Annotated in this window: 22 protein-coding genes; 10 read left to right on the top strand and 12 right to left on the bottom strand. The window is 59.6% G+C overall.

What is annotated here, in order from left to right; translation table 11 throughout:
- Positions 1 to 162: 162 nt before the first annotated feature.
- The 3 genes from M0D69_RS22530 to M0D69_RS22520 all read right to left on the bottom strand — a co-directional run bounded on the left by M0D69_RS22530 (position 163) and on the right by M0D69_RS22520 (position 3,062).
- A complete protein-coding gene (locus M0D69_RS22530) occupies positions 163 to 1,020 on the bottom strand; it encodes a glycine betaine ABC transporter substrate-binding protein (RefSeq protein WP_301784119.1) in 858 nt (285 codons plus the stop codon).
- A 93-nt stretch (positions 1,021 to 1,113) separates the two neighbouring features.
- Positions 1,114 to 2,748: a choline dehydrogenase gene (locus tag M0D69_RS22525; RefSeq protein ID WP_301784118.1), complete on the bottom strand. Its 1,635-nt coding sequence runs from the start codon at positions 2,746 to 2,748 to the stop codon at positions 1,114 to 1,116.
- Positions 2,745 to 3,062: a cupin domain-containing protein gene (locus M0D69_RS22520; RefSeq protein ID WP_301784117.1), complete on the bottom strand. Its 318-nt coding sequence runs from the start codon at positions 3,060 to 3,062 to the stop codon at positions 2,745 to 2,747. Before M0D69_RS22520 ends, M0D69_RS22525 begins: the two co-directional genes overlap by 4 nt.
- Positions 3,063 to 3,489: 427 nt before the next feature.
- Between M0D69_RS22520 and M0D69_RS22515 the strand changes: the two genes are divergently transcribed.
- Both M0D69_RS22515 and M0D69_RS22510 read left to right on the top strand, forming a co-directional pair.
- Entirely contained in the window at positions 3,490 to 4,671 is a 1,182-nt protein-coding gene (locus M0D69_RS22515) for a Xaa-Pro peptidase family protein (RefSeq protein ID WP_301784116.1), read from the top strand.
- Between the two features lie 330 nt (positions 4,672 to 5,001).
- Positions 5,002 to 5,409, top strand: a complete 408-nt coding sequence (locus M0D69_RS22510) for a hypothetical protein (RefSeq protein ID WP_301784115.1) — start codon at positions 5,002 to 5,004, stop codon at positions 5,407 to 5,409.
- Between the two features lie 297 nt (positions 5,410 to 5,706).
- Here the strand turns inward: M0D69_RS22510 and M0D69_RS22505 are convergent, their stop codons facing one another.
- Together M0D69_RS22505 and M0D69_RS22500 are read right to left on the bottom strand one after the other, a co-directional pair.
- Entirely contained in the window at positions 5,707 to 6,015 is a 309-nt protein-coding gene (locus M0D69_RS22505) for an Arm DNA-binding domain-containing protein (protein ID WP_301784114.1), read from the bottom strand.
- Positions 6,016 to 6,306: 291 nt separating this feature from the next.
- Positions 6,307 to 7,206, bottom strand: coding sequence for a pirin family protein (locus M0D69_RS22500; protein WP_301784113.1), 900 nt, complete (start codon positions 7,204 to 7,206; stop codon positions 6,307 to 6,309).
- 298 nt (positions 7,207 to 7,504) lie between these two features.
- Between M0D69_RS22500 and M0D69_RS22495 the strand changes: the two genes are divergently transcribed.
- Complete coding sequence (locus M0D69_RS22495; RefSeq protein WP_301784112.1) at positions 7,505 to 8,389, top strand: EamA family transporter; 885 nt, start codon at positions 7,505 to 7,507, stop codon at positions 8,387 to 8,389.
- A 50-nt stretch (positions 8,390 to 8,439) separates the two neighbouring features.
- Here the strand turns inward: M0D69_RS22495 and M0D69_RS22490 are convergent, their stop codons facing one another.
- Positions 8,440 to 10,002 (bottom strand): N-acetylmuramoyl-L-alanine amidase, encoded by a 1,563-nt coding sequence (locus M0D69_RS22490; RefSeq protein ID WP_301784111.1) that lies wholly within the window; start codon positions 10,000 to 10,002, stop codon positions 8,440 to 8,442.
- Positions 9,984 to 10,538, bottom strand: a complete 555-nt coding sequence (tsaE, locus tag M0D69_RS22485; protein WP_301784110.1) for a tRNA (adenosine(37)-N6)-threonylcarbamoyltransferase complex ATPase subunit type 1 TsaE — start codon at positions 10,536 to 10,538, stop codon at positions 9,984 to 9,986. The genes M0D69_RS22490 and tsaE overlap by 19 nt, the downstream gene beginning before the upstream one ends.
- A gap of 17 nt (positions 10,539 to 10,555) precedes the next feature.
- Between tsaE and queG the strand changes: the two genes are divergently transcribed.
- Together queG and xerD are read left to right on the top strand one after the other, a co-directional pair.
- Positions 10,556 to 11,800, top strand: a complete 1,245-nt coding sequence (gene queG, locus M0D69_RS22480; RefSeq protein WP_301784109.1) for a tRNA epoxyqueuosine(34) reductase QueG — start codon at positions 10,556 to 10,558, stop codon at positions 11,798 to 11,800.
- 23 nt (positions 11,801 to 11,823) lie between these two features.
- Complete coding sequence (xerD, locus tag M0D69_RS22475) at positions 11,824 to 12,747, top strand: site-specific tyrosine recombinase XerD (RefSeq protein ID WP_301784108.1); 924 nt, start codon at positions 11,824 to 11,826, stop codon at positions 12,745 to 12,747.
- A gap of 13 nt (positions 12,748 to 12,760) precedes the next feature.
- On the opposite strand, the gene M0D69_RS22470 is transcribed toward xerD, so the two are convergent.
- Together M0D69_RS22470 and M0D69_RS22465 are read right to left on the bottom strand one after the other, a co-directional pair.
- Positions 12,761 to 14,281 carry a class I adenylate-forming enzyme family protein gene (locus tag M0D69_RS22470; RefSeq protein ID WP_301784107.1) on the bottom strand — a complete coding sequence of 507 codons (1,521 nt, stop codon included), beginning with the start codon at positions 14,279 to 14,281 and terminating at the stop codon, positions 12,761 to 12,763.
- A 1-nt stretch (position 14,282) separates the two neighbouring features.
- On the bottom strand, positions 14,283 to 15,434 hold the full coding sequence (locus M0D69_RS22465; RefSeq protein ID WP_301784106.1) for an acyl-CoA dehydrogenase family protein: 1,152 nt from the start codon (positions 15,432 to 15,434) through the stop codon (positions 14,283 to 14,285).
- A gap of 125 nt (positions 15,435 to 15,559) precedes the next feature.
- Between M0D69_RS22465 and M0D69_RS22460 the strand changes: the two genes are divergently transcribed.
- From M0D69_RS22460 to M0D69_RS22450, 3 genes are all read left to right on the top strand, one after another.
- A complete protein-coding gene (locus M0D69_RS22460) occupies positions 15,560 to 16,051 on the top strand; it encodes an aminoacyl-tRNA deacylase (protein WP_301784105.1) in 492 nt (163 codons plus the stop codon).
- A gap of 56 nt (positions 16,052 to 16,107) precedes the next feature.
- Positions 16,108 to 16,731, top strand: coding sequence for a glycerol-3-phosphate 1-O-acyltransferase PlsY (gene plsY / locus M0D69_RS22455; RefSeq protein ID WP_301784104.1), 624 nt, complete (start codon positions 16,108 to 16,110; stop codon positions 16,729 to 16,731).
- Between the two features lie 536 nt (positions 16,732 to 17,267).
- Positions 17,268 to 18,773, top strand: coding sequence for a Fic family protein (locus tag M0D69_RS22450; RefSeq protein WP_301784103.1), 1,506 nt, complete (start codon positions 17,268 to 17,270; stop codon positions 18,771 to 18,773).
- A gap of 216 nt (positions 18,774 to 18,989) precedes the next feature.
- Here the strand turns inward: M0D69_RS22450 and M0D69_RS22445 are convergent, their stop codons facing one another.
- Complete coding sequence (locus M0D69_RS22445; RefSeq protein WP_122175156.1) at positions 18,990 to 19,475, bottom strand: YajQ family cyclic di-GMP-binding protein; 486 nt, start codon at positions 19,473 to 19,475, stop codon at positions 18,990 to 18,992.
- Positions 19,476 to 19,606: 131 nt separating this feature from the next.
- On the opposite strand from M0D69_RS22445, the gene murB reads away from it, so the two are divergent.
- A complete protein-coding gene (murB, locus tag M0D69_RS22440) occupies positions 19,607 to 20,626 on the top strand; it encodes a UDP-N-acetylmuramate dehydrogenase (RefSeq protein WP_301784102.1) in 1,020 nt (339 codons plus the stop codon).
- 77 nt (positions 20,627 to 20,703) lie between these two features.
- Here the strand turns inward: murB and M0D69_RS22435 are convergent, their stop codons facing one another.
- Together M0D69_RS22435 and argF are read right to left on the bottom strand one after the other, a co-directional pair.
- Positions 20,704 to 21,933, bottom strand: coding sequence for an argininosuccinate synthase (locus tag M0D69_RS22435; protein WP_047845159.1), 1,230 nt, complete (start codon positions 21,931 to 21,933; stop codon positions 20,704 to 20,706).
- Between the two features lie 154 nt (positions 21,934 to 22,087).
- Complete coding sequence (gene argF, locus M0D69_RS22430; protein ID WP_301784101.1) at positions 22,088 to 23,017, bottom strand: ornithine carbamoyltransferase; 930 nt, start codon at positions 23,015 to 23,017, stop codon at positions 22,088 to 22,090.
- 569 nt (positions 23,018 to 23,586) lie between these two features.
- Between argF and M0D69_RS22425 the strand changes: the two genes are divergently transcribed.
- Complete coding sequence (locus M0D69_RS22425) at positions 23,587 to 23,916, top strand: DUF3579 domain-containing protein (protein ID WP_122176649.1); 330 nt, start codon at positions 23,587 to 23,589, stop codon at positions 23,914 to 23,916.
- Positions 23,917 to 24,007: the final 91 nt, after the last annotated feature.

Genomic DNA, 24,007 nt, shown 5'->3' with positions numbered 1-24,007 from the left:
TAGCTCCGTCCCAAACCGAGATGACCCGATTATGCTTCCGCCCGTATTCCCACCGCAATCAGACGGCTCATCATCACAGATACGCGCTTCTTTCGTTCGAAACGCCGTTGCGCAAGAGGAACCTTGGGAAAGTGTCCTTACTGCTACAGAAGCGACCGATGGTCAGTGCATCCACTGCTGGATCAAAGGCCGGTTGGCATCAACCCAGACCTTCGTGCCCTTTTCCGGAGTCGACGCGCCTTGCTTGATGATTTCCGACATCAAGGTACCGAGCGAATTGTCGTCCATCTTCCACTGCTGTAACCACCGCTCCACGTCGGGGTGCTGCTTCTTGAATGTTTGCGTTTCAATCCCGTAGATCGAATCAGCGGAGCCGTACACGCCCTTCGGATCCTTCAGGTACTTGAGCTTGTATTTGGACCAGATCCAATGCGGTTTCCAGAGAGTCACGACAATCGGTTCCTTCCTCTGTTCCGCGCGCTCCAACGACAGGATCATTGCCGACTCAGACGACGCCTGAACATCGTAGTTGAGTGCGTAGGCCGTCTTGGCTTTCTCCGTTTCCTGCATGAGGCTGCTCCCGGAGTCGATGCCGATAATTTTCGGCTGGCCGCTCGAAGCAAACAGACTCTTGTTGGCGTTGAGTTGCTCAATGCTGTCGATCGTCACATAGTCCGGAACGACTAGACCCAGATTCGCTTCCTTGAACCACGGTCCGATCAGGGCGACTCTGTCCTTGACCTTATCGTAGGGAGGCTTGTCCAGTGTCGGCAGCCACACCTCGAAGGTGAAGTCAATTTTCCCCTGGGCTACGCCGTTGTAGATGAGCGCTTTGTCCGCATTCTGCAGTCGCACGTCATAACCCTTTTCGCCGAGAAGAATCTTCCAGAGGTTCGCAACGGCGATGTTTTCGGCCCAGTTGTTCACGCCAATGGTGATCGTTTTATCGTCCGCACTAGCCGTGGTCATTCCTGTCAAAAGGAATACGACGGGGATGAGAAACTTGAGCAGTTTGAACATTTTCTTCGAAGTTCCGTATTAAAAGGTTATTGGGGCGTTACGAAAGTGGCGAAGTACCGGGTCAGTTCATTTCTCGCGGCGATCCGCTTCGAGTCATGCAACAAACTTCAAGGCTTCGGGTCGCAATGATCGGCGTCCGAGCACGATGTCGCTCGCCCGTTCCGCCAACATGATGGTTGCGGCGTTAATGTTTGCACTGGGGACAGAAGGCATGACCGATGCGTCGATGACGCGCAGTCTCTCCACGCCCCGCACCTTCAAATCTGGCCCAACGACTGCCGACCGGTCGTTCTTCGCGCCGATCTTGCACGTTCCGCATGGGTGGTACGCACTCGATGCATCCATCTTGATGAACTCGTCAAGGGCGGCGGTCCCGCTTACATCAACGCCCGGCATGTCCTCGCGGTAATGAAAACGACGAAAAGCAGGTTGCCGGGAGAACAGTAGTCCAAGACGCACAGACTCGCGCATGACTCGCCAGTCTTCCTCGGTATCCATGTAGTTTGGATCAATTGAAAGCGGGTCCTCAGCTTCCCTTGCCTTCAATCGGACCTGTCCGCGACTGGTTGGGCGCATTGGACCAACGCCGATGCGATACCCATTCGTTTGCCTGGTGGGAATCCAGTCCTTGTTGAAGAACACAGGGAAGAAGTGGAACTGGATGTCCGGGTGTTCGATGCAATCGGCGCTTTTCAGAAAGGCTCCGACATGGCACTGGTTTACGGACGCAACGCCGGACTTAAACCCGAACCACTGAACTCCAGCGAGTAACATCCTGTGCAACTGGAGTTCGCGGTTGAGCGAGACAGGTTCTCTTGTCTCGATCTGGATGTGGCATTCCAGGTGGTCCTGCAGGTTTTGTCCAACGCCGGGTAAATCGATTCTCACGTCTATGCCCTTGTCTTTAAGATGCTCGCCCGGTCCTATTCCTGACAGCATCAGCAGTTGCGGTGAGCCGAAAACGCCTGCGCATAACAACGTCTCCTTGCGGGCAATGACGTTCACGACGGAGTCACCATGCACCACCTTAAATCCGGTAGCTCTGTTGCCGACAAAATTGATCTGCTTGAGCGTACTCTGCGTCCAGATCGTCAGATTGCCGTCGTCCTTGCGCGAGTGAAGATAGCCATATGAGGCGCTGTTGCGAATACCGTGATCGACACTCATTTCGAAGCGTGACACACCCTCCTGCTGGTATCCGTTGACGTCGTCGGTGAGTGGATAGCCGGCTTCGACGCCTGCATCGAGGAAGGCCTGGTTGAGCGGGCAGAGATGCTCCTGGCGCTGGGCGTGAATGAACCCGTCTGTACCTCGATACGCGCTCTTGACGGCACTTCGCTCGATCTTCCGGAAGTAAGGCAAGCAGCTCTTCCATCCCCAGCCCGTCGCTCCTTCCTGCTCCCACCGGTCATAGTCGAGAGGGTGGCCGCGAAGCCAGGTCATGCCGTTAATCGAAGAGGACCCGCCGAGGACGCGGCCCCGAGGTTGCTGGATACATCGGTTGTCGAGATTCCTCTGCGGTTCCGTCTGAAACCAGTAGTTGTATCGCGAGCCAGGCTCGAAAATCGACCGCAGGCCTGCGGGCATACGGATAACCCACGAGTTGTCGCGTGGACCCGCTTCGATCAGCAGCACCCGATTGCCTGCATCGGCGAGCCGGCGCGCAAGTACGCAGCCGGCCGAGCCTGCTCCGCCAATCACATAATCAAATTCCACCACTTGGCTCATGCGCACGCCCCAGATGCAGCACCGTTGTTGTGGGACCAGGCGTACCGGGTTTCGATTGGAGCGAAGACGTCCCACACGGCTTCGGCGCCTTCGCCAATCGAAACGAAGTCTCCGGCCTCTATGTCGAACTCAGCACCGTGGGAGAAAGTCAGCCTGGCGCGGCCCTGGACGACGTAGAACGTCGCACCCGTAACGTAGTGATGCTCGTACCTTTCACTGTCGCAATGCCAGGTTTCCCAATCGGCAATCCTTTGCTCGATGTCGGCCGGCGCTCGTTGTTTGGAGATGGAAGGAGTGATACTGGAAGGGTTCATGTCGGACGTGCCAGATGCAAATTTAAATGGACGCAAACGAATGATCGGAGGCGTTGAGATTCATCGCCACCCGCTTCGGCGAGCGCATCGACCTGAGGCCCATTCATCCAACGATCCTCGAACGCAAGTTCACGATAACCAGTCAGTATGTTTCAGGCAAACGAAACTATCTGATGTGGTAGTTCAAAATATTTGAAGCACAGAGTCAATAAGATTCGTTTGCTGGCGACCGGAAACCTCTCGCAGAATCGACCCTGGTGTTGGCTCGCTCGAGTTTGGGCTTGTGCTGTGCAAGTGGACCTCGGCGCCTACCAGCCCGCTTTTAGGACGTCATTTTTTGGCTGGACCCTATGTAGCGTGGCACAACTGTGCCGAGCATGGGGAACGTGCCGCCCGTGTGTTGGAAGCGAAACGAGGTGCACAAAAGATGGAAGCAGGTGACTACAAGAAAGTTTATGCGTACCGTCTCGAACGCACGCGTGCGATGCTGAGGGCTGCTGGCATCAGTGCGGCGGTGCTATTCGATCCCTTGAACCTTCGCTATGCCACGAACTGCCGCAACATGCAGGTATGGTCGTCGCATCATATGGTTCGTTATGCGTTTGTCGCCGTCACCGGTCGAGTAGTGATGTTCAACTACGGCGGCGCTCTCCACCTTTCCGACCGTAACGATCTAATCGACGAAGCGCGGCCGGCGAAGTCATGGGATTACTTCGGCTCAGGGTCGCGGTCCGAAGAGCACGCGACACAATGGGCCGTGGAGATTGCCGATTTGCTGACGGAGGTCTGTGGAAATGACGCCATTCTCGGTCTCGATCGCGCGGACCTGTTGCCGCTGCGCGCACTCGACAGGATCGGAGTCCGAACTGTTGATGCCAAAGGGCCGCTTGAACTCGCAAAGTCAATCAAGTCTCCTGAGGAGATGGAGATCATGCGGGATTCGATGCGAGTCTGCACTGACGCCATCGCCTACATGCGTCAGCACGTCAAACCAGGCGTCAGCGAGAATTATCTTCTGTCACTGTTGAATCAGTACAACATCGAACACGGAGGCGAATATCAGGAGACAAGAGGGCTTGCATCTGGTCACCATACGAATCCGTGGTTCGTCGAGGCTTCGGGCAAGATTGTCGAAGCCGGCGAAATGCTGGTCTTCGACAGCGACCTCGTTGGGCCGCACGGTGTCTTTACCGATCAAACCCGGTCTTTCACGATTGGCGACAGACGACCAACGGATGAGCAACGGACGAATTACTCGCTCGCGTACGAACAACTGCAGCACAATCTGTCGTTGCTTCGACCTGGGCTTTCCTTCCACGATTTCATCGGCGAGGCCTGGAAAATGCCGGACGTGTACGTTCCGAACCGCTATGCGGAGATCGTTCACGGAATCGGCTTCGGTGTCGAATATCCGCTCGTCTACTATCCGCAAGAGGCACCAGCGTATCAATATCCCGGCATGTTCGAAGAGGGGATGGCCGTGTGTGTTGAGAGCTACATTGGCGTACCAGGGGGCGTTGATGGTGTGAAGCTCGAACAGCCCGTTTTGATTACGCAAGAGGGACCGGTCTCGCTCTCCGAATGTCCGTTCGAAATGGACTATCTCTAAAGTTTCTGTAAGCAAGCTGGCGCTTCGAGTGCTTCCATCCTTTGGCACCGGGGGCACCAGTAGCGCTGGTGGACGTCGGGAAATCCCTGGAAGCGGTCATTGAAGTTGCGACGGACCGAACGGCTGTTGCGGGTCGAACTGGGACAGTTGACGACTCAGAAACCATCGGTTTCGGACTCCTGTTTGCTTCAAAGTTGCTTTGTGAGTAGCGCTGGTTTTCGTCCTTAAGCTAGACTTTCGAAGTCAAGCCTAGAGCGACGGCTCGAACCCCGGATACCTTCACCGGCTGGCTTGACACTTCGGTGAAGGGTTGCATACGAAGGATGCGACATGCTGGACCGGACGTTCGGCGCGGTAATTCGCGACGTTCCCGATGAGGTGCGCAATCTCGTAACCATCAAAGTGCGCAATGAGAGGTTTGCTCGGAACCCGCTGTCCGATTATTTTCTCGCTGACCTGCTCGCGCCAATAGATACATGCGAAGTGTTTGCATTCCGCCGCGATTGGCGCAACGCTGCGGCCGAACTTGCAGACCTCATCAACCGCGCCCACTCGGAACATTGGGAGAGACCATCGAAGGACCGTACCGCACGTTCTATAACTGGCGAAGCGGAGCCGTCGAATCGAAACGGGATTATCCGGCATGGACGCACCGGGCTGCCATTAATCTCATGTATCGCGCGGGCAGTGCCTTCCAACATGGCGGCGAGGCAGGCGGCGACCCCGAAGACCTGCTGACGGTGGCGCGCATGTTCTGTGGGGCATACATGGAGATTTCCGACGCTCAACTACTCTCGGGTCTCGCAATCACAGAGACGGTGAACGCGGTCCGCCACCTCATCGATACAGTGATGAGTGTCCAGCGGGACCGCGATGTTTCGCACGGGATTGGAGTCTGGCGCAGGCTGATCGGATCGCGCAGGAAGTCTTTCGGCCGGACGTTGAACAAGCAATCGATGCGGCCTCTTTGTCCTTGTTTTATCCAGAGCTACCGTATGTCACGGAATGCAGGCTTCACGCCGAAAAGCTGCTACGTCAATGCGCGCACAGATGCTGCCGCGCTACGGGCTTTGTCTTGCTTTCGGAGGGCGCAGGGTCATCACCCCGCGAGAGAGCGTTCCGGTGGTCATTGCGGGCAGTCCTGGCGTGCTCCAGCTTGATGCGGGGATACGGTCCAATCTGAATCAAACCTTCCCGGCGGTCGGGCTTGGTATAGCGGTACTGCCAGTATTTGAGTCCGTTTGGACGCACCCGTAGGAAGAGGCCGCCGTCTCGCAATCGATAGACGGACTTGCGCGGTTTGGCCGTGCGGCATTGTAGGTCGCGTAAAAGGCATTCAGGCATTGCGCTTGGAATCGATAAAAAAGTACCCAGAAAAGTACCCGCCGTTAGCAGGACTTTCCGGGTAGTTCTTGGCGGATTACGGTTTGAAAGAATCTATGCGAGGCCCATTTTACATGGGCTTTGGGGCGATTTACGAGCGCTGTTGGAGGATGGAATGGGGGGAATGGTGTTCCTCCAGAAAAGCGTAAACGATGAACAATTATCTTGGGGAGGGGCGGCAGAGTTCAACCGTGCTGTATTCAAAGGCGCCCGCTTGATTCCGCGGTCGCCTGCGGCCCCGAGCCTTACGCTTCAAGCCACGGGCGGATTGGCCTCGCGGCGCGGCGGCGGCAACGGAATGAACTCCGTCTCGCCGGACACCTGGCCCATCCGCTGTTCGGTCCATGCAAGTTTCGCCGCCTCGATTTTTTCCCTCGAGCTCGATACGAAATTCCATTCGATAAAGCGCGGGCCGTCCAGCGGCGCGCCGCCGAGCAGCATCGCGATCGCGCCGCCCGTACTGCGCAGATCCGCTGCAACCCCCGTCTTCAGCACGGCCATCTGGCCGGCGTCCAGGGTCTCGCCGTCGATGGTGAGATCGCCTTCCAGCAGATAGACCCCGCGTTCCTCATGCTCAGTATCGAGCGTCACGGCGCTGTCCGCCGAAAACTGCGCCGCAACATAGAGGGTGGGCGAAAACGTGGTGGTCGGTGCCGTTGCGCCGAAGGCACTGCCGGCGATCACCCGCAGGTTCACGCCGTTGCGTTCAAGCTGCGGCAGCGTTGCAGCCGGATGATGCTCGAACGACGGCGCGCAGTCTTCTTCCGCTACAGGCAAGGCGACCCACGTCTGGATGCCGTGCATGTTCTGCCCGGCGGCGCGTTCCTCGTCCGGTGTCCGTTCCGAATGCACGATGCCGCCGCCGGCCGTCATCCAGTTCACGTCGCCGGGAGCGATCTTCTGGACGGAGCCGACGCTGTCGCGATGCATGATCGCGCCTTCGAACAGATACGTCACGGTCGCGAGGCCGATATGCGGATGCGGGCGCACGTCGAGCCCTACGCCGGGCGCGAGCGTTGCGGGGCCGATGTGGTCGAAGAAAATGAACGGACCGATGGTCCGGGCGGCCAGCGCGGGGAGTACCCGGCGCACCATGAGGCCACCGACGTCGTGCTGATGCGGCTTGAGAAACGCTTGAATTGTGGAAGACATAAGGACGTCCGGATTGCGTGCTCGGAACTGCAATTCTACTGGGCGTCGTGTGCAAGCATGCAAGCGCTATGCTGGCGGTATGCCATTCGGCCGGTCGTTCGACCGGATCATGGGGGGTTGACAGTCTTGGGCCATGGAGCGAGAACGCCTTGTCCGAACGGGCTATGGCGTGAGTTTGCACAACGCATTTGCAAAGTCGTCCGCTACAGTGTCGAATTGCGTTCGATCTGATTTCGGGGCGTCGCAGCTTTCGGTCTGATCCAAAAACCAGCTTCGAATAAAACTCACGGAGACGGCGATGTCCCCCAAGGATTTGTTGTCCGCGCTGATTGTGATTCTCGCCTGGGGCGTGAACTTCGTGGTGATCAAGGTGGGCCTGCACGGTGTGCCGCCCATGCTTCTTGGCGCGTTGCGTTTCACGCTGGTCGCTTTTCCGGCGGTGTTTTTCATCAAGCGCCCGGCTGTCCCGTTTCGCTGGCTGCTCGCCTACGGCGCGACCATCTCACTGGGCCAGTTCGTGCTGCTTTTCTACGCGATGTCCGTTGGCATGCCTGCGGGCCTTGCGTCGCTCGTCTTGCAGGCACAGGCGTTTTTTACGCTGATCTTCGCGGCCATGATTCTCGGTGAGGGCTTTCGTGGCCCGAACGTCGCAGGTTTGCTGATTGCGGCTTGCGGGCTTGCTGTGATCGGGGTGCAGGCCGGACACGCAATGACCGTTGCCGGGTTCCTGCTCACGCTCGCGGCGGCGGCCATGTGGGGTATGGGTAACGTGATAACGAAACGGATGGGCAAGGTCGAGTTGCTGTCGCTCGTGGTGTGGGGGAGCCTGGTGCCGCCGCTGCCATTTCTCGCGCTCTCGCTGATGCTGGAGGGGCCGGCGCGCATCTCCGCCAGCTTGTCGGGCATTTCGCTTATCTCGATCCTTGCGATCGTTTATCTGGCGTTTGTCGCGACGATGCTGGGTTATACGTTGTGGGGGAAGCTGCTGGCGCGTTATCCCGCAAGTCAGGTTGCGCCGTTTTCGTTGCTTGTCCCGATCGTCGGGCTGGTTTCAGCGGCCTTGCTGCTCGATGAGGGGTTGAGCCCGATGGAACTCGTCGGCGCGGTGCTGGTGATGGTGGGGCTAGTCGTGAATGTCTTTGGCGGATGGTTTCGGCAGCGGTTTTTATCGGCGGCGAGATAGGCCTGGGGGTTTCGCTCGCACCGTGTTGGTGGGAGCGAAACCCAAGCCCTTTAAGTCATCCGGCTCTTTGCGAGCGGCGGATTCGCCGCAAAGTACCGCTTGATGCCCTTCATGATCGCGTTAGCCATCTTGTCGCGATAAGCATCGTCGTTAAGGCGCTGTTCTTCTTCCGGGTTACTGATAAACGCCGTTTCCACCAGGATCGATGGAATGTCCGGCGCTTTCAACACCGCAAAACCGGCTTGTTCCACCGAGCCCTTGTGCAGCTTGTTGATATCGCCGATCTCGTTCAGCACGAAGTTGCCATAGCGCATCGAGTCGCGAATCTGCGCGGTCGTCGACATGTCGAACAAGGCCCGGTTGACGCTCGCGTCCTGTGTCTTCACGTTGATCCCGCCAATGGAATCCGACGAGTTCTCCTTGTTCGCCATCCAGCGCGCAGCCGCACTCGAAGCGCCGTGATCGGAGAGCGCGAACACCGACGAACCACGCGCTTCGGGCGTGGTGAACGCATCGGCGTGAATGGAAACGAACAGGTCCGCACCCACTCGACGCGCCTTCTGCACACGCACGTTGAGCGGCACGAAGAAGTCAGCGTCGCGCGTCATCATCGCGCGCATGTTCGGCTGAGCATCGATCTTGGCGCGCAGCTTCTTCGCGACATCAAGGGCAATGTGCTTCTCATACGTTCCAGCGCTGCCGATCGCGCCCGGATCTTCGCCGCCATGGCCCGGGTCGATCGCGACGGTGAGCAGGCGCGTCGTGCCGGACTTGTTGCTCTTCGGATTCGAAAAGCCGTAGTCATCGCTGGTGCCGTTGTCGGATGAGTCATCTTGCTGCTGCGCCAGCGCCGTGGGCGGCGGCGTCTTGACCGTAGGCCGTGGCTTCGGGAACGGCGCGGCAGGCGGGACGGGCGGGACGGGCGACGCGGACGGTGAAGGCGCGCGCGGCAGATCGGATTGCGCGTACTTCTGGAAAAACTCGTCGGTGTTGTCCGGTACGTTCGCTTTCGGCGGCGTGGCAGGGCCGCTCAACGTGGCGGGCGGCGGCGTCGGGTTGGGATTGGTCTGGTCAAAGGTTTGCTGCTTGTGCTCGGACTGGGCCAGCAAATCCATCAGCGGATCGGGCGCGACGGCCGGATACAAATCGAAGACCAGCCGATACTTGTAGCTGCCAATCGGCGTCAGCGTAAACACCTGCGGTTTTACAGACCCCTTCAGGTCGAACACCATCCGCACCACGTGAGGCTGATATTGGCCGATACGTACCGACTGGATCTGCGGGTCGTTTGGCGTGATCTTCGAGACGAGATCCTTCAGTTCCTGATCCAGGTCGAGTCCGTTCAGGTCGACCACGAGCCGGTCCGGACCCTGCAGCAATTGCTGGCTGTTTTGCAGCGGCTGATCGGACTCGATCGTGACCCGCGTGTAATCGCGAGCAGGCCACACGCGCACGCCGAGCACCGAACTCGCATGCGCGAGCTTCGGTCCGAGCAGGGCGAGCGCGATGGTCGAAGCGCCCGCGCGCAGCACCTGGCGCCGCCGCCAGTTGTGGGAGGCCGTGGCGGTCGATTCGATCGAATGAAACGGCTTGATCAACAGCTTTCGAGACATGACTTTCCTGTTTCGCTAAACGCGCGCGCGATCAGCACGCGGCCTTCGCCGTCCTGTTCCAGCGTGAATTCGAGGTCCGGCACACCCAGCAACCCGCCAGCGCGTTGCGGCCATTCGACCAGGCAGATCGCGCCGGCATCGAAGTATTCGCGAAAGCCGGCATCGGCCCATTCGGCTGGATCGGCAAAGCGATAAAGATCGAAGTGATAGAGCTCGAGCGGACCCGTTTCCGTAGCAAGCGAATAGGGTTCGACGAGCGTGTAGGTGGGACTGCGCACGCGGCCCGCATGACCGAGTGCCCGAAGCGTCGCCCGCACGAGCGTGGTTTTGCCCGCGCCCAGCTCGCCGATCAACTGGACCTGCAAACCGGGAAAACGTTCGCTCGAGGTGTCTGATTTAGCGCGACGGACCTTGAGAATCGCCTGCGCGAAGCGGCCACCGAAGGCGAGCGTCGCGTCTTCGTCAGGCAGCTCGAAGCGGCGTTCGAGCTGCGCGGCGGGAAGGTTTGCAAACGATCGAGTGAGGCTGTCGGGCATTCTCGTAAAATGTCGTGATGAACCGTTTGCCGGAACACCCTGTGGAACGCGAGAGCGCGTCAGACGACGCCACCGCGAACACGCGCCACTTCAGTATTGACGACGAAGCCGCGCTGGCTGAACTCGCGTTGCGCATCAAGGCGTGGGGGCGCGAGCTGGGGTTCGGTGCAGTCGGCGTCAGCGACGCCGACTTGACGGAAGCCGAAGAAGGCCTGGCTTCATGGCTCGAAGCAGGCTATCACGGCGAGATGGATTATATGGCCAAACATGCGATGAAACGCGCAAGGCCAGCCGAGCTTGTGGCCGGCACGCGACGTGTTATTACAGTTCGGATGGCCTATTTGCCGGCATCGACACTCAGCGGCAAGGCACCAGAAAGTGGCGCGACAGCCGACGGCCAGGCAAGCGACTGGCGCGCGGCCGAATGGGCGCGCATTGACGACCCCGCGGCGGCGGTCGTGTCGGTTTATGCGCGCGGCCGTGATTATCACAAGGTCATGCGCAGCCGGTTGCAGCAATTGGCCGATCGTATAGAAGCCGAAATTGGCGCGTACGGGTATCGCGTATTTACGGATTCCGCGCCTGTGCTGGAGGTTGAACTGGCGCAAAAAGCGGGGACCGGCTGGCGCGGAAAACACACGTTGTTGTTGCAACGCGACGCCGGGTCGCTGTTTTTTATCGGTGAGATTCTGGTGGATATTCCGCTTCCCGCCGACGCTCTGACCCATCCCGATCACGCGCCCGAACACGACGGTTCGCATTGCGGAAGCTGTACGCGCTGTATCGATGTCTGCCCGACCGGGGCGATCGTCGCGCCGTATCGGGTGGATGCGCGCCGGTGCATTTCGTACCTGACCATCGAGTTGAAAGGCAGTATTCCCGAAGAAATGCGGCCGCTGATCGGCAATCGGGTTTATGGCTGCGACGATTGTCAGCTCGTGTGTCCATGGAACAAATTCGCGCAGGCCGCGCCGGTCGCGGATTTCGATGTACGCCACGGCCTGGATCGCGCCTCGCTCGTTGCGCTGTTTGCCTGGAGCGCCCGTGATTTCGATGAACGCATGCAGGGCAGCGCGATTCGCCGTATCGGACATGAGCGATGGTTGCGTAATATTGCGGTGGCGATGGGCAACGCGTTGCGCTCACCGGCGCTGGACGCTCACGAGCGCCTGGAAATACACAACGCGTTGAACGCCCGCGCGGCGGATGCGTCGGAATTGGTCCGCGAACACGTCGAATGGGCGCGGCGCCAGGAAGCATGACCTCACGCTCACAGGAAAAATCAATGGAAGTGACCGAGGCAGAACGCGCGCCGGAACTCGTGTCGAGCGGCGCATCGATCGATCTCTTTTGCGACGCGCTCTGGCTCGAACATGGTCTCGCCAAAAACTCGCTCGAAGCGTACCGGCGGGATTTGCGCTTGTTCGCCGAGTGGTTGTCGACGACGCGCGGCGCGAGCGTCGATACGGCCACCGAAGCCGACATGAACGGCTATCTCGCTGCCCGCCGCGCGGACAAAGCGACCTCGGCAAACCGCCGGTTATCTGTTTTTCGACGCTACTACGGGTGGGCGTTGCGAGAACATCGCGCGCCCGCCGATCCCACCTTGAAGCTGCGCTCGGCCAAACAGCCGCCGCGCTTTCCCAAGACCTTGAACGAAGCCCAGGTCGAGGCGCTGCTGAACGCGCCCGATGTGGAAACCGCGCTCGGTTTGCGCGACCGGACCATGCTTGAGCTCATGTACGCGAGCGGCCTGCGCGTAACCGAACTCGTGACCCTGAAGACCGTGGAAGTCGGCCTGAACGAAGGCGTGGTGCGCGTGATGGGCAAGGGTTCGAAGGAGCGCCTCATCCCGTTTGGCGCCGTGGCGCACGACTGGATCGAACGATATTTGCGCGAATCGCGGCCGGCGTTGCTAGGCGCCCGCGCCGCAGATGCCCTGTTCGTTACCACGCGCGGCGAAGGCATGACGCGTCAGCAGTTCTGGAACATCATCAAGCGCCACGCGCTTACCGGCGACGTGCGCGCGCCGCTCTCGCCGCATACGTTGCGCCACGCGTTTGCCACGCACTTGCTCAATCACGGTGCCGATCTGCGCGTGGTGCAAATGCTGCTCGGCCACACGGATATCTCCACGACGCAGATCTACACCCACGTCGCACGCGAGCGCTTGAGGATCCTGCACAAGGAGCATCATCCGCGCGGTTGAGGGTTATTAGAGGCTAAAGCTCGTCCCGCAGCTTGTGCTTCAACACCTTCCCCGTCGATGCCGCCGGCAGTGCGGCGAGCACCCGGATCTCGGCGGGACGCTTATATGGCGCAAGACGCGCTTCGCACCATTCGACGATATCGGCAGGCAGCGCATGCACCGACGGCACCAGTTCGACGAACGCAATCACTTCCTCGTTGCCCTCGACCGCCCGGCCGATCACCGCCGATTGCAGCACGTCCGGGTGTGAGTTCAGTACGTTCTCGACTTCAGCCGGATACACGTTGAAGCCCGAACGGATGATCAGTTCCTTGCTGCGCCCCACGATATACAGCGCGCCATCGGCCGCCTGACGCGCGAGATCGCCGGTTCGCAGCCAGCCGTCTTGCGTGAGCGTCGCGCGCGTCTGCGCTTCATTGCGGTAATAACCGAGCATCACGTTCGGCCCGCGCACCCACAATTCGCCGACCTCGCCCAGCGCCACATCCACGCCATCCATTGCGACGAATCGCAGTTCGATTCCGGGTATCGGCTCGCCTGCGGAGCAGTCCTCGCGCGGTGCGTCGAGCATGGTCTGCGAGATGGTCGGACTGCTTTCCGTCATCCCATAACCGTTGTGCAGCGGCACTTGGTACACGCTTTCGACGCGCGCCTTCAATGCGGCATCGAGGGCAGACCCGCCGGAATAGGCAAAGCGCAACGCGGGCGCGCGCCATGGTGTGCCGCTCGCTTGCACCTGTTCGACGAGCTTTGCGTGCATGGCCGGCACGCCCTGGAAGATCGATACATTCTCTTCGGCCAATGCCCGTCGCACGGCGTCCGGTGCGAAACGCGGCGCGAGCCTGAGCGTCGCGCCGGCGTACAAACTGCCAAGACACACCGACGCCAGCCCGTAGATGTGCGTAATCGGCAGCACGGCATACACCACGTCGTCGGGCGTCACACGCCGCAGCGTGCTGGACATTGCCGCGATAAACAGCACGTTGCGATGCGACAGCATCACGCCTTTCGGAGCGCCGGTCGTGCCGGTGGTGTAGATCAGCGCCGCACATTGACGGGCCGGATCTGTTTCCACAGGTTCCGGCGCCACGGAGTCATCGACGACAAAACGCCAGGCATCAGCGTTTGATGCAGCGTGCAACCGATCCGCATGACTCGCCGCGTCCTTCGATGTGCCCACGGTAAACGCCACCACACGCGGCTTCGCGTGATTGCGGATTGCATCCACTTCGCTTGCCGAAAGGCGCGCGTTCGTGAGCAAACACCACGCGTCGAGCTTCGCCGTGGCGAACATCAGCACGACCTGCGCGATGCAATTCTCACTCACGATCATCACGCGATCGCCGCCTCGCACGCCGAGACTGGCAAGCTGCCGGGCGGTGTCGTCGATGGTTTGCACGAGTTGCGCCGCGCTCATACGCCGCCCGTCTTCGATCAACACAATATGCTGCGGATCGCGGGCGGCGATGCGCGCGGGAATCTCCGAAATACGCGTGGGCAGCGCGGCGAGCAGGGCATCGACATCCATTTCCATATCAAATCTCCGTGCCGCGCATCAACCCGCGAGCGATGATCACTTGTTGGATCTGCGATGTGCCTTCGTAGAGCCTGAACAGCCGCACGTCGCGATAAAAACGTTCGATGCCGTACTCCGAGATATAACCCGCGCCACCGTGCACCTGCACCGCGCGATCGGCCACGCGGCCGCACATCTCGGTCGCGAAGTACTTGGCGCACGAAGCTTCTATTGATACATCGCGGCCCTCGTCGCGGCGGCGCGCGGCGTCGAGCACCATGCATTCGGCCGCGTAGATCTCGGTCTTGCTGTCGGCAAGCATGGCCTGCACGAGCTGAAATTCGACGATCGGCTGGCCGAACTGCTTGCGCTCCATGGCGTAGGCGAGGGCGTCGCGCAGCATCCGTTTGGCTGCACCGATCGCCACCGCCGCAATGTGCAAGCGCCCTTTATCGAGCACCTTCATTGCTGTCTTGAACCCGACGCCTTCCACGCCGCCGATCAATTGCCCGGCCGGAATGCGGCAATTCTCGAAGATCACGTCGCACGTGTGTGCGCCGCGCTGACCCATTTTCTTGTCGGGTTTGCCAAGCGACAGCCCGGGGGATTCCCGCTCCACAATGAACGCCGAGATGCCGCTCGCGCCTTGTGCGTCGCTCGTGCGTGCCATCACCGTGAAGATGCCGGCTTCGGGCGCGTTCGTGATGAAGCGCTTCGTGCCGTTCAGCACGTAGTGATCGCCGTTCTTGCGCGCCGTGGTTTTCAGCGACGCCGCGTCCGAGCCCGAGTCCGGCTCGGTCAGGCAGAACGACCCGATCAGCTCACCCGCGGCGAGCTTGGGCAGATAGTGCTGCTTCTGCTCCTCGCTGCCGTCGAGCAGAATGCCGATCGAGCCGATGCCATTGTTTGTGCCGATCACGGACCGGAAAGCCGGCGATGTCTGGCCAAGTTCGAACGCCACGCGCACTTCCTCTTCCATGGTCAGCCCGAGTCCGCCGTAAGCCTCCGGAATGGTCAGCCCGAACAAGCCGATCTCGCGCATGGCGGCGAGCACATCGGCGGGAATCTGGTCGGTCTCGTCCACTTCGGCTTCGCGTGGCACGAGCGTCTCGCGCACAAAACGTCGAATGGCGTCTTCAAGCAAGGTCTGGGTTTCTGCATCGCGAATCACGTTGAGTCTCCTGGGTGGCGCACGCCGGATGAGCATTTGCGAACGATCGTGCCACAGTAAATCGGCTCGCACAATTGGCCGTTCGGCCGATGGTGGCCGTGCTTTCGCGCCGCTACAATGCCGTCATGTCCAAGGTAAAACACATTTCCGAAACGCCGGCCACACAGTTTTTGCGTCGGCACAAGGTCGCATTCGGCGAGCATCCTTATGAGTATGTCGAGCATGGTGGCACGGAGGAATCGGCGCGCCAGCTTGGTGTAGATGAACATCACGTGATCAAGACGCTCGTGATGGAAGACGAGCAGGCGAAGCCGCTGATCGTGCTCATGCACGGCGATAAAACCGTCTCGACCAAGAATCTTGCGAGGCAAATTGGCGTGAAGCGCGTCGAGCCGTGCAAGCCTGAAGTGGCGAACCGACATTCGGGGTTCTTGATCGGCGGCACATCGCCATTCGGCACGAGAAAGGCGATGCCGGTGTACGTGGAATCGAGCATCTTCGAGCTCGACACAATCTATCTGAACGGCGGGCGGCGCGGGTATCTGGTGAGCATCGCGCCGCCGGTCCTGACCGAGCTGCTCAAGGCTACTCCCGTGAGTTGCGCGAGCGTCGATTAAAATGCGGGTCCCGGAGTTTCGCTCGCGCCTGCATTCCCGAAGATAAGAAGAAATCAATGAACAATGTGATTGTCGCTGTGGTGGCTTACCTGATCGGTTCGATCTCGTTTGCGGTGGTCGTGAGTTCTACCATGGGTCTCGCGGACCCGCGTTCGTACGGCTCGGGCAATCCGGGTGCGACGAACGTGCTGCGCACGGGCAACAAGCTGGCAGCGGTCCTGACGTTGCTTGGCGACGCCTTCAAAGGCTGGCTGCCGGTGTGGTTGGTCGTGCATTTCGGGGCACGTTTCGGGCTGGATTTCACGGCTGTGGCGCTGGCCGCCATCGCCGTGTTTCTCGGGCATCTGTTCCCGATATTCTTCAAGTTTCAGGGCGGTAAGGGTGTTGCGACCGCGGCGGGCGTGCTGCTCGCCATCAATCCGGTGCTCGGGCTGGCGACCTTGCTGACGTGGGTGATCATCGCGTTGTTCTTCCGCTATTCGTCGATGGCCGCGCTGGTATCGGCGGTATTCGCGCCGTTCTTTGACATCTTCCTTTTCGGCCCAAGCCGCATTTCAGTCGCGGTCGCCGCGATGAGCGCGCTGCTTATCTGGCGGCATCGGGGGAACATCAAGAAGCTGCTGGATGGCAAGGAGAGCCGCATCGGCGAGAAGAAGCGCGCGGCGGAAGCGCTTAAATAAACCGCCGTAAAACCGCGTCGCAAAAGTGAGAAAGCCGCCCTGAAGCAAGGCGATCGCTTAATCTGTTGAAACAGGCGTTCTGATTCGTCAAAACAGCCCCTGTCGGTCAATGACTGACAGGGGCTTCTTCATGTCCGGTCTTTTCGCCGACGCAAAGGTGTTCGAGCAGGGATGCGATTGCAAAGGTGCACTCGGGCTGCCGACGCGTTCTTGCCAGACGGGCGTAAGTGGTCAACTCAGGGCCACTTTTGTAAGAGTCCTACGTGTATCAACCTTGGTGGCGTACCGGGCTTCGTCATCGGGCGCGAAGGTCCTTGAGATGCAGCACCCAGCGAGAGAGAATTCTACACATTTCGGACAATTTGTCTTGGCTATTCAGCATGTTTCGGACATGCAGCCCAGAATATCTACCCAATTGGGTGTTTTTCGGACATAAATAGGGGCGCATAAAATCCATATTTCTACATGTTTCGGACAAAATTGGGTAACATATCTACACATTTCGGACAATCGAACCGCCACGAGAGGGCGGAATCATGCAGAATTCGGACAGAGACACCGCAGAAGTCGTTTTTTCCAGAGAAGACGGAGCAGAGGCGCGTGCGTTGCGCCGACAGTTGGATGCCGGAAATCTCCGGCGCATTTATCGCGGCGTCTACACGCGCAATATCGACAGTCCACTTGAAGCGGTCGTTCTCCGGAACTGGGCGGCGATTGTCAGCCACCTGCTCCCAGGTGCCGTGCTGGCCTTTCGCTCCGCGCTTGAGCATCGGCCGATCGACGGTGCGATTCACGTGCGTCGCGGACAGCGGCGCCGCACCCTTGAGATGCCTGGGCTGATTGTCGAAGTGCACATCGGTGATGGGCCTTTGCTTGAGCCGCCCGCGCCCGACGTGCCGCACCGAAGCATCTATCTGCCGAGCGAAGCGCGTGGCTTCCTCGAGAACATGGCAACAGCGCGCGGTTCATCTGGGCGAGTGCTGCCGCAGGAAAATATCGAATCCCGTCTCGACAAAATTCTCACCATTCGGGGCGACTTCAAGCTCAACGACCTGCGCGACCAGGCAAAAACGGTTGCCGACAAGCTCGACATGCAAGTGGCCGGCAAGCGCCTGGACGGCATTATCGGCGCACTGCTCGGCACGCACGAAGAAAAGAAGCTGAGCAGCAAGCTGGCGCTCGCGCGCGCGTCGGGCAAACCGTATGACCCGGACCGGCTGGAGCTGTTCGATGTTTTGCATGCCGCACTGGCGGGCGAGGTGTTTGCACATCCAGCAAACCCGGCTGCATCGGGAAGAGCGCTTGAGAATTTTGCTTTCTTCGAAGCGTATTTTTCAAATTTCATCGAAGGTACGACGTTCGAGGTTGAGGAAGCCGAGCAGATTGTCTTTCAGGGCGCCATCATTCCGAACCGTTCTGAGGACTCACACGACATTCTTGGCACGTTCCAGGCTGCCGCCACAGCGCCCTGGCGGGGCCGGCCGGCGACGACTGCCGATGACTTTCTTGCCTGGCTCAAAAACGTGAATGCGCTCGTGATGCAGGCGCGTCCGGATAAGGGCCCGGGACAGTGGAAAGAAAAACGGAATATGGCGGGCAACACGCTCTTTGTCCTGCCGGAGCAGGTCCCGGCAACCCTGGCAGAAGGCTTTTCACGCATCAACGCGCTCGCTGACCCAGTAGCTCGCGCGCTCATGACGATGTTCGTTGTGTCAGAAGTCCATCCCTTTCAGGACGGCAACGGTCGCACGGCGCGGCTTGCAATGAACTGCGTGCTCACCGACGCCGGCCTTTGCCGAATCGTCATTCCGACCGTATATCGTGAGGACTATCTGCTACCGCTGAAGCGGTTGACCAACGACCGCGAAGCCGGTCCGTACGTAAGGGGAATGGCGCGTATTTACGACTGGACTTCACGCTTTGAGTACAACCAGCCACTGCACGATGTGCAGGAGCAGCTCGGGCGCTGCAATGCGTTCAAAGAGGACCTGAAGAACTACCGGCTGATATTTCCCGAGAATTCCGCCTCCACTGAGCGGTAGCCACGCGAAGTCCCAGTCATCGCCGGCGCACGGTCGCTCGCCACCAGAGTCGAGTTTACTGTCGGTAAGTCCAATCGCGGGTGACGCGTCAAAGTACCTGCATCCCCTCGGTCTCGGCCACCTTTTCAACGGGCTAAGCGACCGGCTTGGCCCTGAAGGCGGCTTTCTGGCTTTCTTATTCGCTGCGAGGCGTGATTCAACGCAACCCGATCATGCTTAATCGCGGAAATTATTAAAATCCAGCGGCGTATCCGTCACGTCCTTCTTCAGCAATGCGATGGCGCTTTGCAGGTCATCGCGCTTCGTGCCGTTGATACGCACCGCGTCGCCCTGAATGCTCGCCTGGACCTTGATCTTGCTGTCCTTGATCATCTTGACGATTTTCTTCGCCAGATCGCCGGTTACGCCTTTCTTGATTTCGACGACTTGCTTCAGCTTGTCGCCGCCAATCTTCTCGATCTTGCCGTAATCGAGAAAACGCACGTCCACATTGCGCTTCGCGAGCTTGGACAACACCACGTCCTTGACTTGGCCGAGCTTGAAATCGTCGTCGGCAAAAAGCGTCAATTCACGATCCTTTTGCTCGACGCGCGCGTCCGAACCCTTGAAGTCGAAACGCGTGGCAATTTCCTTGTTCGATTGCTCGATGGCGTTTTTCACCTCGATCATGTTTGCTTCGCTGACGACGTCAAACGATGGCATCTGTATTCCCCTTCGTTGAGGCGAGGCGTAAGACATGCACGCACTCGCTATAATCACGGACCAACGTCATTCTACCGATGCCGTCCCGGTTTGCCCAAGGCCGCCCCTGATCCGACCCAAGCGCTTCCTCAATGTCTGAGTTCGAACTTCTCTGCGATTACCCGCTGCTCGCACATAACACGTTCGGTTTCGACGTCCGTGCCAAGCACGCCATTCGGCTGACGGAAGAAGCGCAGATCCCGGCGCTTGGGCATGACACGCGCATCGAGGGCCTGTCGCGATTGGTGCTCGGCGGTGGCAGCAACGTCGTGCTGACAAAGGATTTCGACGGCCTTGCGTTGCTGGTGGAATTGCGCGGCCGGCGGGTGGTTGGCGAAGACGAGGATGCAGTTCTCGTCGAAGCAGGTGCGGGAGAGAACTGGCACGAATTCGTCGCGTGGACCCTGTCGCAAGGCTTGCCCGGACTCGAAAACCTCGCGTTGATTCCGGGTACGGTGGGCGCGGCGCCGATCCAGAACATCGGCGCCTACGGGCTGGAAATGGGCGAGCGCTTCGAGCGTTTGCGCGCGATCGAATTATCGACGGGAGAAACGTGGGAATTCGATCGCGATGCGTGCGCGTTCGGCTATCGCGACAGCTTTTTCAAGCGGGAAGGGCGCGGGCGATTTGTGATCGTATCGGTGACGTTTCGTCTACCGAAAGTGTGGATGCCGCGCGCGGATTACGCGGATATCGCGCGGGTGCTGCAGACAAGCGGCGCGAACGATCCGCAAGCTATCTTCGATACCGTCGTCGCCGTGCGTCAGGCCAAGTTGCCAGACTGGCGCGTGTTGGGGAACGCAGGAAGCTTCTTCAAGAACCCGGTGGTGAGCGCGACCGCCTTCGATGCGTTGAAGGCCCGCGAACCCGATGTGGTGTCCTATAAGCAGCCGGACGGCCAGTTCAAGCTTGCTGCAGGCTGGTTAATCGACCGATGCGGCTGGAAAGGCCGCGCGATCGGCGCGGCCGCTGTGCACGACCGGCAGGCGCTGGTGCTGGTGAACCGCGGCGGCGCCTCGGGTGCACAGATTCTTGAACTCGCCGGCGCCATAAAACGCGACGTCCACGCGCGCTTCGCGGTCGAGCTGGAAGCGGAGCCGGTGTGTCTTTGATTTAAAGCCGCCGCGCCAACAAAAAACCCGCCTGAAAGGAAAAGGCGGGTTTTTTGTTTCACTAAACCTGAGGCGACTCAGCCCCCACGCTTGCGACGCGCATTCTCCGCGATTCGCATGCGCAGCGCATTCAGCTTGATGAAACCGCCAGCATCGGCCTGATCGTACGCACCGCCGTCGTCATCGAATGTAGCGATGTTCTTATCGAACAGCGTTTCCTTCGAATCACGCGCAACCACCGTCACGCTGCCCTTGTACAGCTTCACGCGCGTCCAGCCGTTCACCTTGTCCTGCGTGTGATCGATCAGCACTTGCAGCGCGCGCCGCTCCGGGCTCCACCAGTAGCCGTTGTAGATCAGCGCGGCGTAACGCGGCATCAGATCGTCCTTCAGATGCGCCACTTCGCGATCCAGCGTGATCGACTCAATTCCGCGATGCGCCTTGAGCATGATCGTGCCGCCCGGCGTTTCATAACAACCGCGTGACTTCATGCCGACATAGCGGTTCTCGACCAGATCCAGCCGCCCGATGCCATGCTTTCCGCCAATGGCGTTCAATTCGGTCAGCATTTCCGCCGGCGACAAACGCTTGCCGTTCAGCGCAACCGGATCACCCTTCTCGTACTCGATATCCAGATATTCCGGCTGATCCGGCGCGTCTTCGGGCGCAACCGTCCAGCGCCACATATCGGGCTCGGCCTCCGCTTTCGGATCTTCCAGGTGACGCCCTTCGAACGAAATGTGCAGCAGGTTCGCGTCCATGGAGTAGGGCGCACCGCCTTGCTTGTGCTTCATTTCGATCGGAATGCCCGCCTTTTCCGCGTAAGCCAGCAGCTTTTCACGCGAGAGCAGATCCCATTCACGCCACGGCGCAATCACCTTGATACCCGGCTCGAGCGAGTAATACCCAAGCTCGAAACGCACCTGATCGTTACCTTTGCCGGTCGCGCCGTGCGACACGGATTGCGCACCGACCGCACGCGCGATTTCGATCTGACGCTTCGCGATCAGCGGACGCGCAATCGACGTCCCGAGCAGGTATTCACCTTCATAAATGGTATTGGCGCGAAACATCGGGAACACGAAGTCGCGGACAAATTCCTCACGCAGATCTTCGATAAAGATGTTTTCCTGCTTGATGCCCAGTTGCAGGGCTTTCTTGCGCGCCGGTTCGAGTTCTTCGCCCTGACCGATGTCAGCGGTGAACGTCACGACTTCGGCGTCGTAGTTGTCTTGCAACCACTTCAGGATGACGGAGGTATCGAGGCCGCCTGAGTAGGCGAGCACGACTTTTTTGATATCGCTCATGGTGAACTCGTATGGCTGGAAACGGTGCGCGCAGGGCTTTCAGCGCGCGGAAAACCGCTATTTTGACATCAAACGGCGGGCATTCCGCATTTTCGGGAAGACGCGGCGTTTCCAGGGAAGCGCCGCGCATTGAGCAACGAGGGCACGGCCAAGCTCAGTGATTGAGTTTGCCGAGCAGCAGATATTCCATCAACGCCTTCTGGACGTGCAGACGATTTTCAGCTTCGTCCCAGACCACGCTCTGCGGACCGTCGATCACGTCCGCGCTCACTTCCTCGCCCCGGTGTGCCGGCAGGCAATGCATGAAGAGCGCGTCCGGATGGGCGAGCGCCATCATGTCCGAGTCGACGCACCAGTCGGCGAAGGCCTTCTTGCGCACTTCGTTCTCGGCTTCGAAACCCATGCTGGTCCAGACGTCCGTGGTGACGAGATCCGCGCCCGTGCAGGCGTCGTTCGGATCGGCGAATTCTTCGTAGAACGGGGCGCTGTCAGGAGAAACCAGCGCATGGTCGAGCGTGTAACCGGGAGGCGTGGACAGACGCAATTTGAAGCCGAGGATCTGCGCGGCTTCGATCCAGGTGTAGAGCATGTTGTTCGCGTCGCCCACCCAGGCCACGGTTTTCCCCGCGATCGGTCCGCGGAGTTCGTAGTAGGTGAAGACGTCGGCGAGGACCTGGCACGGGTGATACTCGTTCGTCAGGCCGTTGATCACCGGCACGCGCGAATTCTCAGCGAAACGCTTGATGATGTGCTGCCCGAACGTGCGGATCATGATGATGTCCACCATTCGCGACACCACTTGCGCCGCATCCTCGATCGGTTCACCGCGGCCGAGTTGCGTGTCGCGCGTGCTGAGGAACACGGCATGACCGCCAAGCTGGAAGATGCCCGCTTCGAACGAGAGCCGCGTACGCGTTGAATTCTTCTCGAAGATCATCGCCAGCGTGCGGTCATGCAGCGGATGGTAGGTCTCGTAGCTCTTGAACTTGCGCTTGAGAATACGTGCGCGTTCGAGCACGTAGTCATAGTCGTCGAGAGAGAAATCCTTGAACTGCAGGTAGTGGCGAATTTTTTTTTCGGTCATGAAAATGCGTACGGCGGCTTCAGCCGGCAACTGTGCCGGACGGCGCCGCCGTCGTGGTGGTATCGAATTTCAGCATAAAGGAATTTGCGCCGTTTGACGAGGTGGCCAAATAGCCGATGCGCGCTCCCATAGACCGTCCGGCGCGGTTTAGAGGCTTTGTGTGCAGTGCGGAAAAAGGGCCTCTGCTGTATAATCCGCGAGGTTTCTCCGGCAGTCCTGACACCTTTCGACTGCTTTCAGCGGACCTGACCCGCGGACTCGGCGTGCAGGTTCAATGCGCAGTTTTCGTGGCAGTCAACGTAGTTCGCGGGTAGTTCGCGGCTCGCGCGAGTTCGTCTCGCCGCCACCTGCCGCAAGGCAGTCGCGAACGGCGTCGACCATGGGTTTATTGCGCGCTCAAGGTGACCCGGGCGACGTCGCGATCAGGTCGTAGCACTCGGCCGCGGCGCTGCCGGACGAGGCAGAGTTCAGTGCCGGAGATTGCAGCCGATGACTTTCCGGTTCACCTTGCCAACCATGCATGCGCGTTCGCCGGCGTTCTCCGCCGGTCGTCAAACAGGTATTCCTACATGGCCGAAACAGTTCCAACCGAATACTTCATCCAGGGCGTCACGTCGAACGGCAAGACCTTTCGGCCGAGCGACTGGTGCGAGCGGCTTTGCGGCGTGATGTCGGGGTTCGGCCCGGGAAAGCGCGGCCCGAATGCCCGGCTGCAGTATTCCATCTATGTTCGCCCGACCTTGCTCGGCAACGTGAAGACGGTGATTCTCGACTCGCGCTTGCGTGACATCGAGCCTATGGCTTTCGATTTCGTGATGAACTTCGCCAAAGACAACGATCTGCTGGTGACGGAGGCGTGCGAATTGCCGCCGCATCACGGCACACAGCAGCAGGGCTGAGGGAAGCGCAAGCCTCTTTTCGATCTTGATGCACACGACAAAAAACCCGCCGTCGGCGGGTTTTTCTATTGCTGCTTTTTGTTACCGTTCG

This window comes from Caballeronia sp. SEWSISQ10-4 2, assembly GCF_030464885.1.
Lineage (GTDB): Bacteria > Pseudomonadota > Gammaproteobacteria > Burkholderiales > Burkholderiaceae > Caballeronia.
Note: the sequence above shows the minus strand (reverse complement) of the source record. Positions and strands in the feature narration are given on the sequence as shown.

Excerpts from the sequence above, each read along its gene's own strand:
- M0D69_RS22445 (WP_122175156.1), bottom strand. The coding sequence starts at position 19,475 with ATGCCATCGTTTGACGTCGTCAGCGAAGCAAACATGATCGAGGTGAAA.
- argF (WP_301784101.1), bottom strand. The coding sequence starts at position 23,017 with ATGACCGAAAAAAAAATTCGCCACTACCTGCAGTTCAAGGATTTCTCT.
- M0D69_RS22435 (WP_047845159.1), bottom strand. The coding sequence starts at position 21,933 with ATGAGCGATATCAAAAAAGTCGTGCTCGCCTACTCAGGCGGCCTCGAT.
- plsY (WP_301784104.1), top strand. The coding sequence starts at position 16,108 with ATGAACAATGTGATTGTCGCTGTGGTGGCTTACCTGATCGGTTCGATC.
- M0D69_RS22525 (WP_301784118.1), bottom strand. The coding sequence starts at position 2,748 with ATGAGCCAAGTGGTGGAATTTGATTATGTGATTGGCGGAGCAGGCTCG.
- M0D69_RS22505 (WP_301784114.1), bottom strand. The coding sequence starts at position 6,015 with ATGCCTGAATGCCTTTTACGCGACCTACAATGCCGCACGGCCAAACCG.
- xerD (WP_301784108.1), top strand. The coding sequence starts at position 11,824 with ATGGAAGTGACCGAGGCAGAACGCGCGCCGGAACTCGTGTCGAGCGGC.
- M0D69_RS22495 (WP_301784112.1), top strand. The coding sequence starts at position 7,505 with ATGTCCCCCAAGGATTTGTTGTCCGCGCTGATTGTGATTCTCGCCTGG.
- M0D69_RS22460 (WP_301784105.1), top strand. The coding sequence starts at position 15,560 with ATGTCCAAGGTAAAACACATTTCCGAAACGCCGGCCACACAGTTTTTG.
- M0D69_RS22425 (WP_122176649.1), top strand. The coding sequence starts at position 23,587 with ATGGCCGAAACAGTTCCAACCGAATACTTCATCCAGGGCGTCACGTCG.
- M0D69_RS22500 (WP_301784113.1), bottom strand. The coding sequence starts at position 7,206 with ATGTCTTCCACAATTCAAGCGTTTCTCAAGCCGCATCAGCACGACGTC.
- M0D69_RS22530 (WP_301784119.1), bottom strand. The coding sequence starts at position 1,020 with ATGTTCAAACTGCTCAAGTTTCTCATCCCCGTCGTATTCCTTTTGACA.
- M0D69_RS22470 (WP_301784107.1), bottom strand. The coding sequence starts at position 14,281 with ATGGAAATGGATGTCGATGCCCTGCTCGCCGCGCTGCCCACGCGTATT.
- queG (WP_301784109.1), top strand. The coding sequence starts at position 10,556 with ATGAACCGTTTGCCGGAACACCCTGTGGAACGCGAGAGCGCGTCAGAC.
- murB (WP_301784102.1), top strand. The coding sequence starts at position 19,607 with ATGTCTGAGTTCGAACTTCTCTGCGATTACCCGCTGCTCGCACATAAC.
- M0D69_RS22450 (WP_301784103.1), top strand. The coding sequence starts at position 17,268 with ATGCAGAATTCGGACAGAGACACCGCAGAAGTCGTTTTTTCCAGAGAA.
- M0D69_RS22520 (WP_301784117.1), bottom strand. The coding sequence starts at position 3,062 with ATGAACCCTTCCAGTATCACTCCTTCCATCTCCAAACAACGAGCGCCG.
- tsaE (WP_301784110.1), bottom strand. The coding sequence starts at position 10,538 with ATGCCCGACAGCCTCACTCGATCGTTTGCAAACCTTCCCGCCGCGCAG.
- M0D69_RS22490 (WP_301784111.1), bottom strand. The coding sequence starts at position 10,002 with ATGTCTCGAAAGCTGTTGATCAAGCCGTTTCATTCGATCGAATCGACC.
- M0D69_RS22515 (WP_301784116.1), top strand. The coding sequence starts at position 3,490 with ATGGAAGCAGGTGACTACAAGAAAGTTTATGCGTACCGTCTCGAACGC.
- M0D69_RS22510 (WP_301784115.1), top strand. The coding sequence starts at position 5,002 with ATGCTGGACCGGACGTTCGGCGCGGTAATTCGCGACGTTCCCGATGAG.